Origin of the sequence: Collinsella sp. CLA-ER-H5, from assembly GCF_040092375.1 — a bacterium.
Classification (GTDB): domain Bacteria; phylum Actinomycetota; class Coriobacteriia; order Coriobacteriales; family Coriobacteriaceae; genus Collinsella.
This window is the reverse complement of record NZ_JBBNLR010000014.1, coordinates 1-14,178: the sequence shown is the minus strand read 5'-3', so window position 1 is coordinate 14,178 and position 14,178 is coordinate 1. Positions and strand designations below refer to the sequence as shown.

The following is a 14,178-nucleotide window of genomic DNA, read 5'->3' as shown; positions in this document are numbered from 1 at the left end:
GGTGGTTTTGGGCTAGGCCTAGAGCGTGTGGCCGTAGGCGTTGGCGGCCTTGATGGCAGCGGCGAACTTCTTGTCGGTGAAGGGCTCCGGGTTGCCCTGCTTCCACTCGTTGGTGGCGTGTGCGTACTTGCACAGAGCAGGGATATCGGCCTCGGAAAGCCCGACCTGCTCAAGCGTCACGGGCAGGCCCATCTGCTTGTTAAAGGCGGCGTAGCGCTCAAGGTTCTCGGTGTCGCCCGTGTAGGCGAACAACACCAGCACGCCCAGGCTTACGACTTCGCCGTGCAGGTAGGTGCCCTCACGCGGAATGCTGCAGGTGGCGTTATAGAACGCGTGCGCCACGCTCGAGTTGTAGTAGTAATCGTTCTGGTTGGTCAGGTTCGAGACATAGCCCGTGTTGACCACGATGTCGAGCGCGATCTGCTTGACGGCCTCGCTCGACAGATTCTGACGAACGTCCTCAAGACCCTGAACACCGTAGGTAAACAGCGGCTCGGAACAGGTGTGGGCAAGAGCCAGGCCAAGGCCGGCGGTGTGCTCCAGGTCGCCGGCGCTCGTGGCGTACTCGACTTCGGGCTGCTTGGACAGGGCGTCGCCCACGCCGGCCCAGAAGTACTCCGCCGGAGCCTCGGCGATGATCTTGGGATTGATGAAGATGTGCGCCGGTCGGTTGGGGTACGAATAGCCCTCGAGCGATCCATCGTCGTTGTAGACGACGGCAATGGCGGTCGCGGCGGAACAGTTAGAGCAAATCGTCGGCACCGTAAAGACAATCTTCTTGAGCTCGATTGCCGCTGTCTTGACGGTGTCGAGTGCCTTGCCGCCGCCACAGGCGATAAGCACGTCTGCCTGCTGGCAAGCGGGGGAGTTCACGACCTTGGCGATATTGGCGCGCGTACTGTTGGTGCCGTAGACGCGCGTCTCCAGAATCTCGACGTCGGTACCTTCAAGCGCCGCCTCGATGCCCGGCAGCGCCGCAGCTAGGGCTCGCTTGCCGCCAATGATGGCGACCTTGGTCGCTCCGTACTCTGCCAGTGCGGCGGGCAGCTCGGTAAAGCAATCCTCGCCGACGGTATAATCACTCATTCCAATCGTGCGCATGGCAACCTTCTTTCTTTCGATAAAGTGCTTTCAGGTATTTTGCTCCTAGAGAAGGTCCACAGCCGCGAGAAATTTCGAACGTATAAAACCAGTGTTGAGGGTTTTTCGCCGGCGCGGAACGTGCTAGCATACTCCGCATAAGCGTTGATGGGGACGAGTAGTCGGCCGTCCGCATGTTACAGAGAGCGGGGAGCGCTGAGAACCCGTGCATGCGACCGATGAAAATCACCCCGGAGCTGCGGTCCCAACGGACGCGTCGCACAGGCTCGTCTTAGTAGATATCGCCGAGATGGTCGTCGATACAGGCCAGCCGAGTAACGGATGCGAGCGCGCGAATACGCGGGCGAGGGCATCTAAGCTGGGTGGTTAAACGAAGAGCTTTTGCGGGCGTACAGTCCGTTTTGTGGCGCTTCGTCCCAGCTTGTAGGGACGGGCGCTTTTTTGGTGCCCAACGGGCGTGCGCGCCCACGACATGAAAGGGGTACCGTGGCAAACGAGTACAAGCAGACGATGAATCTGCCCAAGACCGGTTTTCCCATGCGTGCCGGTCTTTCCAAGTCCGAGCCCAAGCGACTCAAGGACTGGCAGGACAACAAGGTCTACGAGCAGGTTCTGAAGAAGAACGAGGGTCACAAGAAGTTCGTGCTGCACGACGGCCCTCCGTACGCCAACGGCCCGATCCACATCGGCCACGCCATGAACAAGATCTCCAAGGACATGATCAACCGTTACTGGATGATGCAGGGCTATGAGGTTCCCTATGTCCCCGGTTGGGACTGCCATGGCCAGCCGATCGAGCATAAGGTCGAGGAGAAGCTCGGCACCGAGAAGTTCAACCAGACCTCCACGGCTAAGATCCGCGAGCTTTGCAACAAGTTCGCTGTCGAGAACATCGAGCTGCAGAAGGCCGGCTTCCGTCGCCTGGGCGTGCTCGGCGATTGGGACAACCCCTATCTGACGCTCTATCACCAGCATGACGCCGCCGACATCGAGGTTTTCAAGGCCATGTTCGACAAGGGCATGATCTATCGCGGTCACAAGCCCGTCCACTGGTGCAAGCACTGCCATACCGCACTTGCTGAGGCCGAGATTGAGTACTCCGACGAGACGAGCCCGTCCATCTTCGTGCGCTTTGAGATGACCTCCAAGCCCGCCGGCCTCGAGAACTTCGACGGCCCGGTTGACTTTATCATCTGGACGACCACGCCGTGGACCATCCCCTCCGACCAGGCAGTTTCTCTCAAGCCCGGTGCCGCCTACGTCGCCGTTGAGCACGACGGCCGCGCCGAGGTCATGCTCGAGGACCTGGCTCCCAAGTGCTGCGAGGAGTTTGGCTGGGAGTACACCCCGGTTGTGGTCGACGGCAAGCCCTATGTGGTTCCCGCCGAGACCTTCCATCACATTCACTATAAGCAGCCGATCTTTGACGGTGTTGAGGGCGTGGCACTGTTGGCCGATTACGTCGGTGTCGATGACGGTACCGGTATCGTCCACAACTCGCCCGGTCACGGCGTCGACGACTACTTCGCCTGCCTCAAGGAGGGCATCACCGACATTTGCATGCCGGTCGATGACGACGGCAAGTTCTACACCGGCGAGGAGTTTGGCACCGGCGGCCCCTTCAGCGGCATGGATACCGACGAGGCCAACCCGCACATCATCGAGTTCCTGCGCGAGCGCGGCACCCTGGTCCTCGAGAAGAAGATCACGCACAGCTATCCGCACTGCTGGCGCTGCAAGCACCCGGTGCTCTTCCGTGCTACCGACCAGTGGTTCGTCTCGATGGACAAGACCGGTCTGCGCGAGCAGGCTGGCAAAGAGGTCCGCGAGAACGTCAAGTGGTATCCGGCTCACGCCGCCAACCGCATCGGCGCCATGGTCGAGCAGCGTCCCGACTGGTGCATCAGCCGTCAGCGCAACTGGGGCGTGCCTATCCCCAGCTACACTTGCGCCGACTGCGGCGAGAAGGTCATGAACGACGCCACGCTCGACGCCGTCATCAAGCTCTTCCACGAGAAGGGCTCCGACGCCTGGTTCACCGACGCTCCCGAGAGTTACCTGGGCGAGGCTTGCGTTTGCCCCAAGTGTGGCGGCCATCACCTCAAGGCTGATAAGGACATTCTCGACGTGTGGTGGGACTCCGGCGTGTCCTGGAAGGCCGTCTGCGAGTATCGACCCGAGCTTGAGTACCCGGCTGACGTGTATCTCGAGGGCTCCGACCAGCATCGCGGTTGGTTCCAGAGCTCGCTGCTCACCTCGGTGGGTGCCAACGGCCATGCTCCGTACAAGGCGGTCGTCTCGCAGGGCTTCACGCTCGATGGCCAGGGCCGCAAGATGTCCAAGTCGCTCGGCAACGTCATCGACCCCAACAAGGTCTGCGACGAGATGGGCGCTGACATCATCCGTCTGTGGGTTGCCTCCGTCGACACCAGCTCCGACGTCTCCATCGACCATGAGATTCTCGCTCGTACGTCCGATGCCTACCGTCGTTTCCGCAACACGCTGCGCTTCCTGCTCTCTGAGCTCGAGGGTCAGTTTGAGCCCGAGACCGACGGCGTCGCCTTTGCCGACTTGCTGCCGCTCGACAAGCTCATGGTTGCCCGCCTGACTCAGGTCCAGGCCGAGGTCGACGATGCTTACGCCAGCTACGAGTTCCCGCGCGCCTACCGTGCGCTCTACGACTTCGTGGTTACTGAGCTCTCCAACGTGTACCTCGACGCCCTGAAGGACCGTCTGTACTGCGACAAGCCCGGCTCGCTCGAGCGCCGCAGCGCCCAGACCGTGCTGGCCGAGCTCTTCTCGATGCTCATGCGCGACCTGCAGCCGATCCTGTCCTACACGGTCGACGAGGCCATGGCCTATGCGCCCGCCGGCTGCGTCGATCACCAGAAGTACGCCGCGCTACTCGATTGGTACAAGTCGCCCATCACGGTCGACGAGGCCAATGAGTTCGAGGGCGTGCTCGAGGCTTCGCTCGAGCTCCGTAGCGCCGTGACCAAGGCCCTTGAGGATGCCCGTTCTGCCGGCACCTTCACTAAGAGCCAGCAGGTCCGCGTCAAGGCGGTCGTTCCTGCCGAGATGTACGCGCTGCTGACCGGCGACAAGGCCGTCGACCTGGCTGAGTTCTACATCGTTTCCGATGTTGAGCTGACCCCGGGCGAGGAACTCTCCGTTGCCATCGAGGCAGCCGAGGGCGAGTGCTGCGACCGTTGCTGGAACTACCGCACCACCGTCGGCGAGTACAACGGCCACGCACATATTTGCAAGCGCTGCGCCGATGTTTTGTAGGTTACGGCGTTCGTAGAACGCCGTAACCTACCGACGCTGCAAACGCCCCTAAGCGGCAATCTGACGTTCAATCGTCGGTCGCGTACCAAAGTACGCTTCCCTCCTCTTTCACGTCACCTTGCTCGCTTAGGGACGTTTTCGCTGTTGGTGACGATAACGCGGCGTTTCCATTGCTGGAGCTAGAGGCTTTCTTTCGACTTGCGTTTTTAGTCGAAAGCTATTAAGCGACATTCCGTTATTCGGAATGTCGCTTTCGTTTTTAGCTGGTTATTTCGCTTGCGTTGGTGGATATGTCGTGCGTTCTGCGTATGGCAATATAAGATAGTTCTTTGTATTAAACGTAATTCGATGTTCTTGAGGGTAGGGGATTGATTTGGGTCGTGCTGGGGGTATGACGCCGCCTTTGCGTTGGCGGTTGGGTGTTGCTGGTGGTGTGGCACTGGTTGTGCTGCTCGTTGACCAGCTGACCAAGCTTGCGGTTCGTGCCGTGGGCGACGCTTTACATGTGACCGTCATCCCCGGTGTCATCGACTTTATTTTTGTCCGCAATATCGGTGCTGCCTTTAGCATGGGCGAGGGGCATGGCATCGCGTTTGCCGTGCTGGCGTTGGCGGTTATTATCGCTATCGCCGTGTACCTCGTTCGTGCATCCCAGCTCGCCCATCTTGAGGTTGTGGGCATGGCTATGGTCGCGGGCGGCGCTATCGGCAACGCGATCGATCGCCTTGTCTTTGGCTTCGTGACCGATTTTATTGCCACCACCTTCATCGACTTCCCCGTCTTTAACGTGGCCGATATCGGCATCACCGTAGGTGTCGTGCTTGCCCTCATCGGCTACATGTTCTTGAGCCCTGCGGCCCGTGATGTCGACGCGACTGCCGAGCTCAATGCCCGTGATGAGGCCCGCGCCAAGCGCAAAGCCAAGCAGCGTGGGGAGCGTGCCCGCAAGATCCGCGAAAGGAATGAGCGCTAATGGCCGACATCCATATTCTTGTTGCCGACGATTGCTCTGGCCAGCGTCTCGACGCCTTTCTGGGTGCCAATGACGGCTGCCCCACGCGCTCTGCCTGCGCGCATCTGATCGAGGGCGGCGCCGTAATCGTGAACGGCGAGACCTGTTTGTCAAAAAAGTATGCCGTACGCGCCGGTGACCGCATCTCGGTTGACCTGCCCGAGCCTCACGATCCGACTGACGTGATTCCCGAGGCCATTCCCCTCGATATCCGCTACGAGGACGATTACCTCATCGTGCTCTCCAAGCAGCGGGGCCTTGTGTGCCATCCCGCCCATGGCCACGAGAGCGGCACGCTTGCGAACGCTCTGGTCTATCACTGTGGCATCGACCATCTTGGTACCGTGCAGGGTGAGGACCGCCCCGGGATCGTACATCGTTTGGATCGCGATACCTCGGGCCTCATGCTTGCGGCAAAGGACGACGACACGCAGCGCGCGCTTCAAAATCTCATTCGCACGCGTACGCTCGACCGCCGCTATATCACGCTTGTCCACGGGCACATCGCCATGGACGAGGGCACCATCAATACCGGGATCGCCCGTTCCACGCGCGACCGCGTCAAGATGGCGGTTTCGGACGACCCCTTTGCCCGTCAGGCCATTACGACCTTTAAGGTACTCGAGCGCTTTGATTCCACGCGCTTTGACGATGGTTATACGCTCGTCGAGTGCCACCTGTTTACGGGCCGCACACATCAGATTCGCGTGCATATGCGCCATATCAACCACGCCTGCGTGGGCGATCCGCTCTACGGCAAGTGCGATGCACGCGCCGATCAGGGTCTGACCAGGCAATTCCTTCATTCCTGGCGTGTTGCATTCGACCATCCCGTGACGGGGGAGCGCATTGAGTGCCGCGACGAGCTACCGTGGGATCTCGCCGCGGTTCTTGACGACCTGGCCCCGCGCTCGCTTGGCCGCACCGCTGCCGGCGACGAAATAGTTCCGCAGCTCGGTCTGCTCGAAGCCTAGCCAGTATTAGGTGGTTTCTTGAACTCGGTAAGCCTGCGGTAAGATATACGGTTGTTTACGTAACGCGTTCTCGGGAGCCTGTATGCTCGCCTTTTTACAAACCAACACACCCATCGTGATCTTCAACCAGATTGTTGTCACGCTGCTCACGGTCTGCTTTCTGTACCAGGTGGTCTTCTTTGTCATTGGCGCTCTTCGTGGCGAGGTCGCGCCTCCCAAGGCCAAAAAACTTCACCGCTATGCCTTCTTCATTGCTGCGCATAACGAGGAAGCCGTAATTGCCAATCTCGTACGCTCCATCAAGGACCAGGACTATCCGTCCGAGCTTATCGAGGTCTTCGTGGTCGCCGACGCCTGCACCGACAACACAGCGCAGCTCGCGCGCGAGGCAGGCGCCATCGTTTATGAGCGCAACGACCTAGCCCGCAAGGGTAAGAGCTGGGTCATGGACTTTGGTTTCGATCGCATTCTCAACGAGTATCCCGACACGTTTGAGGGCTACTTTATCTTCGATGCCGATAACGTCATCTCCCGCGATTACGTCTCCAAGATGAATGATGCCTTTGACCAGGGCTTCCATGTGGTCACGAGCTATCGTAACTCCAAGAACTTCGGCAGCTCGTGGATCTCGGCGGCTAATGCTACGTGGTATCTGCGCGAGGCGCGCTTCCTTAACAATGCGCGTAATATCTGCAAGACTTCCTGCGCTGTATCGGGTTCGGGCTATCTCATTTCTGCCAGTGTTATCGAGGGCATGCACGGCTGGCAGTTCCACACGCTGACTGAGGACATTCAGTTCACCACGTTCTGCGCTATCCATGGCATTCGCATTGGCTATGCGCCGGCGGAGTTCTTTGACGAACAGCCCGTGACGTTTAAGGCGTCCTGGAAGCAGCGTATGCGCTGGACCAAGGGCTTCTACCAGGTGTTCTTTACCTACGGTAAGCACTTGGTCAAGTCGACGTTCCGCTATCATCGCTTTGCCGCCTACGACATGTTCATGACGATCGCCCCGGGTATGCTGCTATCGCTGATCTCGATGCTCGCTAATGCGACGTTCTTGATTGTGGGTGGCCTTTCGCATGGTTTCTTGGCTACCGAAGTCGAGATGCAGGCGTGCGCCGCTTCGCTCATTATGACCTTCGCCATGATGTATCAGACCTTCTTTATCCTGGCGCTGCTCACGACTATCTTTGAGTACAAGCACATTCACTGCGCGCAAAAGTGGCGTCTGGTGACTAACCTGTTTACCTTCCCGATTTTTATGTTCAGCTATATCCCCATCACGGTGGCCGCGCTGTTCCTGAAGGTCGACTGGGTTCCTACCCAGCATGCCGTAAACGTCACCCTCGACGAGGTCATGCAAGGCGCCAAATAACCACCACCAAAACCACCGCAAAGGGGACAGGCACCTTTGTGGTGGTTTTTGCTTTTGCGATGCAGCTCGAGGAGGCTTCCGATGGTCTATATCCCGTTTTGGATTTGCATCTTTGCTGGCGTGGCAATTGATGCCGGAGAGCGACGGTTTCCCAATGGGCTTGCCGGCGCATGTGCCGTGGCGGCGTTGGCGGGTGTTTGGCTCGACCTCGGTTTGAACACAGCGCTTGACCACGCGGGTCTTGCCGTCATTGTGTATCTTGCTCTCGTGCTGACTGAGTCCCTCTGGCGTCGTTTTCGCCAAATCCCGGGCATCGGCATGGGGGATGCCAAGGCGCTCTTCGCGCTTTGCACGCTCGACCCTATAGGCGGCATCGTGGCATTTGCCGTCGCACTCCTGGCCCTGGCCCTCTCCTGCCTCTTCACAAAATCGCGCTCCCTGCCATTGCTCCCGTTTTTGGTGCCGATTTTTGCCATAATCGAGGTCGTGGGCTGCACTCTGTAACCGATTGCGCATCGTTCTTAAGGAGCATGCCATGGCAACTAATCAAGAAACGGCCGCCATCAAGGCGCGTATGGACCGTATTCCTTCGGCGTTGTCGCCCGAGCTCGTCGAGCGCATTGCCGCCAATCGTGCTTCGGGCACTGTCAATCCGTATCGTTGCAACGACGACCAGGTCATTCGTCGTGTCGATCGTGATGCGGACAAAGGCACGCTTATGCGTCCGGCGTTTATGCGCGATACCGAAAAAATCCTCCATCTACCGGCGTACACCCGTTATGCAGGCAAAACGCAGGTTTTTAGCTTTCGAAGCAACGACGACTTGTCGCGTCGTGGTCTACACGTGCAGCTCGTCTCGCGCATTGCGCGCGATATCGGTCGCGCCCTCGGGCTCAACTGCGATCTGATTGAAGCGATCGGTCTGGGTCACGACTTGGGGCACACGCCTTTCGGCCATGCCGGCGAGCGATTCCTCAACGATATCTTTCATGAGCGTACGGGGCGTTATTTTTTCCATAACGTGCAGTCGGTCCGCGTGCTCGACGCGTTGTATGGCCGCAACGTGTCGCTCCAGACGCTCGACGGCGTGCTATGCCATAACGGCGAGTACGAGCAGCGTGTGTTTGAGCTTTCGGACATGGGCTCCTTTGACCAGTTCGATCAGACGGTTGAGGACTGTATCGCCACGGGCTATAGCGCGATTGAGCACCTGCGCCCCATGACGCTCGAGGGCTGCGTCGTTCGCATCTCGGATATTCTTGCCTACGTCGGTCGTGACCGTCAGGATGCGATCGCGGCGGGCCTGCTGTCACCTGACGCTTTTGATGATGGCCGGGGCGGTGCCTACAACAGTTGGATCCTTACGCACGCTTCCATCGATATCGTGGAGCATAGCTATGGTAAGCCGCGCATCGAGATGAGCGAGGACCTGTTTGAGGAGATCCGCCGGGCCAAGCGCGAGAACTACGAGAAGATCTATAGCAAGGGCGGTATCGAAGGCGATTCCGAGGCGGAGCTGCGCGAGGCATTCGAAAAACTCTACGACCGTTGCCTGCAGGATATAAACGAAGGCGACGAGTCTTCGTATATCTTTAAGCACCACATTTCGCGCATTGAGCAGCAGCTTTCCTACTACGATCGCACCTATGCCTGGCAGGACGACAAGGATCAAGCCGTGGTGGATTATATCGCGAGCATGACGGACGGTTATTTCTGCGAACTGACGAGCAAGCTGTTCCCGGGTCTAAAGTTTCCGCACCGTACCTATATTAACGAACGGTAGTTCGTATTAATTCGGTATACTGGTTAGTTGAAAACGTTTTTGATTGATGCACGGGATGGCTATGGACGACCTTTTTTCTGCCTCGACGCGCGAGCGTTCCTTTAAAAATGCGCCGCTCGCGGTGCGCATGCGACCCAATTCGCTCGACGAGTACGTGGGCCAGCAAAAGGCCGTCGGTAAGGGCTCATGGTTGCGTGCCGCGATCGAGCACGACGTGCTTTCGAGCGTGATTCTGTACGGGCCGGCCGGTACGGGTAAGACGACGCTGGCCCACATTATCGCCAACCATACCAAGAGCGAGTTTGTCGAGGTCAGCGCTGTGACGGGTACCGTAAAGGATCTTCGCCGCGTGATTGACGAGGCCAAGACGCGCCTGAATACGTACGACCGCCGCACCATCTTGTTCATCGATGAGATTCACCGCTTCTCTAAGTCGCAGCAGGATGCCCTGCTACATGCAGTTGAGAACCGTACTGTCGTTATGATTGGCGCTACGACAGAGAATCCGTACTTCGAGGTCAACTCCGCACTGTTGTCGCGCGGGCGCGTGGTAGAGCTTGAGCACCTGAAGGACGAGGATATCGCCATGCTTATCGAGCGTGCGCTCGAGGCACCTCAGGGCCTGAACGGTAAATTCTCGGCCGATGATGATACGGTCAAGACCATTTGCACGCTGGCAGCGGGTGATGCACGCTCAGCCCTGACGACACTCGAGCTGGCGAGTGAGATTGCCGTCACGCGTCCCGATACCGAAGGGACGCCAGCGCCGGCGGCGGGGGAGCGTTATCCCATTACCGTGGATGACGTAAAGATTGCTAATCCGCGTCGTGGATTTTCGTATGACAAAAACGGCGACATGCACTACGACATCATCAGTGCGTTCATCAAGTCCATGCGCGGTAGCGACCCCGATGCCACGATCTATTGGCTCGCGCGCATGATTGATGCGGGGGAGGATCCCAAGTTTATCGCTCGCCGTATTATGATTCATGCTTCTGAGGACGTTGGCAACGCCGACCCGCAGGCGCTTTTAGTGGCACATGCCGCGTTTAAGTCTGCCGAGGTCATTGGCTATCCCGAGTGCCGCATTAACCTGGCTCAGGCTGCACTCTATGTGTGCTTGGCGCCTAAATCCAACGCGTGTGAGGCTTCGATCGATGCGGCGCTGGCCGATATCCATTCTAGTGGGCTTCGCGAGGTGCCGAGTTATCTGCGCGATCGCCATCGCCCAGGCAGCGACGAATACGGTGTGTATAAATATCCGCACGATTATCCCGAAGGCTGGGTCGACCAGCGCTATTTGCCCGAGGGACTGGAGCGCGGCGCGTTCTGGCAGCCTGCCGGCCGCGGTTGGGAAGAGTGGCGCGTAGAGCAAAGTGAACGCGACCGCAGCGGGAATGCACCGAAGTAGCTGCTGATAATTTTGTCCCACGTTGCTGCTCTTGGCATGTTCGGTCCCCTTTGGGGTACCATGGAAACCGTCTGTATATCGATTCCTTTGGGAGGCTTGCATGAGTCCCATTCAAATCGCCCTGCTGCTGCTCGCCGTTGCCGGCGTGTGGGCCATCGTTGAGCTCGCGCTTACCCTGCGTAAGACCCGCACCGTTGTCGACTCGCTCGATAAGACCGTGAACGACCTCAACAACACCATCGCCGAGGCTCAGCCTGTGGTGGCAAAGCTCGATGGCGCTGTCGATGAGCTTACGCCGGCGCTTGCCCAGATGGAGCCGCTGCTTAAGTCGAGCAAGACGGCAGTTGATGCCCTTACCTCCAATCTCGTAGAGGTCGAAGCCGTGGTTCGCGACATTTCCGAGGTTACGGGCAGCATGGCCGAGGCCAGCAATGCTGTGTCGAGCGTGACCGACTCTGCCGCCGGTGCTGTGCAGAAGCTCTTCAATAAGGTGAAGTCTCCTGCGGCTGACACCGAGCGCAAGCTCGCCGCTGCTGCTGCGGAGGCAGAGCGGCCTACCGAGCGCGTCCTAATTGGCGAGGACGAGGCCGCCGCGGGCGACGATGATGGTCAGAAGTCTGTATCCAAGCCGGCTCAGTATTACACCTATACGCCCGCCGAGACCTCTGAGGAGTCCTGCGATGAGTAGCGAAGCAACCTGCCCTATCACGCTGACCGTTGCCGGTGACCCGCGTCTCGCTCGCCTTGTGCGCATGACGGCAGCCAACGTTGGTGCCCTGTGCTCTATGTCTGTCGATCGCATCGAGGACATCCGCATGGCTGCTGAGGAGGCTTTCATCTTTGGTTGCACCGCGGTCGACTGCGATGACATCACCATCAAATTCGATGTCGATGAGACCCACGTTGGCATGACTATTACCTTTGGCGACCAGGCTACGGTCGATGAAGACGACCAGGCTGCGGTGTATGCCGAGCTCATCCTCGCGAGCGTGTGCGACTCCTACGAAAAGACTACGGCGCCCCTGACGCTTTCCCTCGACCTCAAGGCGGATATCTAATATGACCGAACGTTCCCGGAGCGGCAAGACCGCTTGGGACAAGGAGAAAACCCGCGAGCTGTTTCGTCGTTACAAGGAGACCGGTGATCCGGACGCCCGTGAGCAGCTCGTCATGTCCCATATGAACCTGGTAAGGTTTCTTGCCAACAAATTTAAGAATCGCGGCGAGCCGCTCGACGACCTCATGCAGGTCGGCTATCTGGGCTTGCTCAAGGCTATCGACCGTTTTGATCCCGAGCGCGGACTCGAGTTCACGACGTTTGCGACACCCACTATCCTGGGCGAGATCAAACGCCATTTTCGCGACAAGGGCTGGAGTGTGCGCGTACCGCGTCGTCTGCAGGAGCTCTCGGCCAAGGTCAACCAGGCTACTGACAAACTTACCAACGAGCTGCAGCGTTCGCCCAAGGTTGAGGAGATCGCTGAGTATCTAGATGTGACTGTCGATGAGGTCCTCGAGGCTATGGAATCGTCTTCGGCCTATACCTCGGTGCCCATCGAGGCTCCTGGTGCGTCCGATTCCGACGATGCCCCTTCGATTCTCGACCGTTACGCCGACGACGACAACGAGCTCGACTTTACCGATGACCGCCTAGTGATCGAGGAAGCCATCCGTGATTTCTCGCCGCGCGAGCGCGAGGTGATCGAGCTGCGCTTTGTGAAGGGCATGACCCAGATCGAGATCGCCAAGAAGCTGGGTATTTCTCAGGTGCAGGTTTCGCGTCTGCTGCGCCGCACGCTTAAGAAGATTCAGGACAAGATCGACCCCGACGGAGTGATGATTCGTTCATGAGTGAACACCCCCAACAAACCGATCGCGTGCTGCGCGACACCCGCATTCTGACGCTTCGCATTTGGGCTGTTGTCGGCTGCATTGTCATCGCCGCTGTCATCTTTAACCTTATGGGCATCCTGGCGCCGGTTATCGAGTTTCTTGCCGTCGGTTCCATCATTGCCTTTGTGATGTCCCCGATCACCAACTGGCTCGAGCACCATGGCGTGAATCGCGGCATCGGTTCGCTTATCGCGCTTATTGTTGTTGTTGCCGTGCTCGTCGGTGTCGTTTGCATCTTGTCGCCGATTCTCTTTGGTCAGATCATGGAAGTCCTGAGCCGCCTGCCCGAGCAGCTTCGTGTTGCGGGTGGCGATCTCAATGAGATGATCTCGCATGCCAAGACGCTCAATAACACGCCGCTCAAGGAGTATTTGGACGATAATCTTTCGTCGCTGGTTACCGTGGCATCGAAGTATGTGTCTCAGATTGCTGCCGAGCTTGGCCGCGGTGTGTTCCCGCTCATCACCAATACAGCCTCGCAGTTGTTCGTGATCTTCCTTGGTCTGGTGCTTGCCTACTGGATGGCCTGCGACTACCCTCGCATGCATCACGAGATTTGCACCATCATCGGTCAGGAGAAGGAGACCTCGTACCGCTTTATGGTCGCCATCCTTTCTCGCTCTGTCGGCGGCTACATGCGCGGTATGGTCGTGACGTCCATCTGCGGTGGTTTCCTCGCCTTTATCGGTTTTATGATCATCGGTCATCCGTATGCGGCGCTCATGGCTATCTTCACTGGCATCATGCACTTGGTTCCGGTCGTCGGTCCCTGGGTGAGCGCGGCAATCGCCACGGTACTCGGCTTTATGTTCAGCCCCATGTTGGCGTTATGGACGCTCATCGTGACGATGGTCGCGCAAAACGTCACCGACAATGTGATTTCGCCTAAGGTCATGCAGAGCTCAGTGCAGGTGCATCCCATTATGAGCCTCACGGCGCTCGTTATTGGTTCGGCACTCATGGGGCCCATCGGCATGATTATTGCCATCCCGCTTTGTGCGGCCCTCAAGGGCATCTTCGTGTACTACTTTGAGAATGAGACCGGCCGTCAGCTTGTGGCCTATGACGGAGCCGTGTTTAAGGGCACGCCGTACCGCGATGCCGATGGCAACCCGGTCGCCGCCTACGACGCGCTCGGCGACGACACCTTCATCTATGAGTCCGAGCTCATCGGTAACGAGACTGCGCCCGAGGCCCAGGCCATGCCCAAACCCGAGCTCGATAATCCCTGGATGAAGCTCTCGGGCCTTCAGCCCGATGCTACGGGCTTTTTCAAGAATCCCTTCGCCAAAGACGACGATTTCAATATGAACGACGACACCAAAACCGGCATCGACG

The 14,178-nt window shown here is 58.5% G+C and carries 12 protein-coding genes; 11 read left to right on the top strand and 1 reads right to left on the bottom strand.

The window, feature by feature from the left end; genetic code table 11:
* Positions 1 to 18: 18 nt before the first annotated feature.
* Positions 19 to 1,101 carry an iron-containing alcohol dehydrogenase family protein gene (locus tag AAAX31_RS06385; RefSeq protein ID WP_117769605.1) on the bottom strand — a complete coding sequence of 361 codons (1,083 nt, stop codon included), beginning with the start codon at positions 1,099 to 1,101 and terminating at the stop codon, positions 19 to 21.
* A 486-nt stretch (positions 1,102 to 1,587) separates the two neighbouring features.
* On the opposite strand from AAAX31_RS06385, the gene ileS reads away from it, so the two are divergent.
* The 11 genes from ileS to AAAX31_RS06330 form a co-directional block, all read left to right on the top strand.
* Entirely contained in the window at positions 1,588 to 4,389 is a 2,802-nt protein-coding gene (ileS, locus tag AAAX31_RS06380; protein ID WP_117769606.1) for an isoleucine--tRNA ligase, read from the top strand.
* 433 nt (positions 4,390 to 4,822) lie between these two features.
* Positions 4,823 to 5,362, top strand: coding sequence for a signal peptidase II (lspA, locus tag AAAX31_RS06375; RefSeq protein WP_349076604.1), 540 nt, complete (start codon positions 4,823 to 4,825; stop codon positions 5,360 to 5,362).
* A complete protein-coding gene (locus AAAX31_RS06370) occupies positions 5,362 to 6,375 on the top strand; it encodes an RluA family pseudouridine synthase (RefSeq protein ID WP_022094596.1) in 1,014 nt (337 codons plus the stop codon). Before lspA ends, AAAX31_RS06370 begins: the two co-directional genes overlap by 1 nt.
* Before the next feature lie 82 nt (positions 6,376 to 6,457).
* A complete protein-coding gene (locus tag AAAX31_RS06365) occupies positions 6,458 to 7,753 on the top strand; it encodes a glycosyltransferase family 2 protein (protein WP_022094595.1) in 1,296 nt (431 codons plus the stop codon).
* 81 nt (positions 7,754 to 7,834) lie between these two features.
* Positions 7,835 to 8,257 (top strand): prepilin peptidase, encoded by a 423-nt coding sequence (locus AAAX31_RS06360; protein WP_196033841.1) that lies wholly within the window; start codon positions 7,835 to 7,837, stop codon positions 8,255 to 8,257.
* A 31-nt stretch (positions 8,258 to 8,288) separates the two neighbouring features.
* Positions 8,289 to 9,536: an HD domain-containing protein gene (locus AAAX31_RS06355; protein WP_349076601.1), complete on the top strand. Its 1,248-nt coding sequence runs from the start codon at positions 8,289 to 8,291 to the stop codon at positions 9,534 to 9,536.
* Positions 9,537 to 9,597: 61 nt separating this feature from the next.
* Positions 9,598 to 10,947, top strand: a complete 1,350-nt coding sequence (locus AAAX31_RS06350; RefSeq protein WP_349076600.1) for a replication-associated recombination protein A — start codon at positions 9,598 to 9,600, stop codon at positions 10,945 to 10,947.
* Between the two features lie 100 nt (positions 10,948 to 11,047).
* Entirely contained in the window at positions 11,048 to 11,635 is a 588-nt protein-coding gene (locus AAAX31_RS06345; protein WP_195362129.1) for a hypothetical protein, read from the top strand.
* The gene (locus tag AAAX31_RS06340; protein ID WP_006233993.1) at positions 11,628 to 12,005 is read left to right on the top strand and encodes a hypothetical protein; all 378 of its coding nucleotides are present in this window, start codon (positions 11,628 to 11,630) and stop codon (positions 12,003 to 12,005) included. Before AAAX31_RS06345 ends, AAAX31_RS06340 begins: the two co-directional genes overlap by 8 nt.
* Before the next feature lies 1 nt (position 12,006).
* Complete coding sequence (locus tag AAAX31_RS06335) at positions 12,007 to 12,798, top strand: RNA polymerase sigma factor SigF (protein ID WP_022094589.1); 792 nt, start codon at positions 12,007 to 12,009, stop codon at positions 12,796 to 12,798.
* Positions 12,795 to 14,178, top strand: a 1,384-nt coding sequence (locus AAAX31_RS06330; RefSeq protein WP_349076599.1) for an AI-2E family transporter, incomplete at its 3' end; no start/stop codon positions are given. The genes AAAX31_RS06335 and AAAX31_RS06330, both read left to right, overlap by 4 nt.

Coding starts and splice junctions, on each gene's coding strand:
- AAAX31_RS06345 (WP_195362129.1), top strand. CDS start 11,048: ATGAGTCCCATTCAAATCGCCCTGCTGCTGCTCGCCGTTGCCGGCGTG.
- AAAX31_RS06350 (WP_349076600.1), top strand. CDS start 9,598: ATGGACGACCTTTTTTCTGCCTCGACGCGCGAGCGTTCCTTTAAAAAT.
- AAAX31_RS06385 (WP_117769605.1), bottom strand. CDS start 1,101: ATGCGCACGATTGGAATGAGTGATTATACCGTCGGCGAGGATTGCTTT.
- AAAX31_RS06360 (WP_196033841.1), top strand. CDS start 7,835: ATGGTCTATATCCCGTTTTGGATTTGCATCTTTGCTGGCGTGGCAATT.
- AAAX31_RS06365 (WP_022094595.1), top strand. CDS start 6,458: ATGCTCGCCTTTTTACAAACCAACACACCCATCGTGATCTTCAACCAG.
- AAAX31_RS06335 (WP_022094589.1), top strand. CDS start 12,007: ATGACCGAACGTTCCCGGAGCGGCAAGACCGCTTGGGACAAGGAGAAA.
- AAAX31_RS06355 (WP_349076601.1), top strand. CDS start 8,289: ATGGCAACTAATCAAGAAACGGCCGCCATCAAGGCGCGTATGGACCGT.
- AAAX31_RS06370 (WP_022094596.1), top strand. CDS start 5,362: ATGGCCGACATCCATATTCTTGTTGCCGACGATTGCTCTGGCCAGCGT.
- AAAX31_RS06340 (WP_006233993.1), top strand. CDS start 11,628: ATGAGTAGCGAAGCAACCTGCCCTATCACGCTGACCGTTGCCGGTGAC.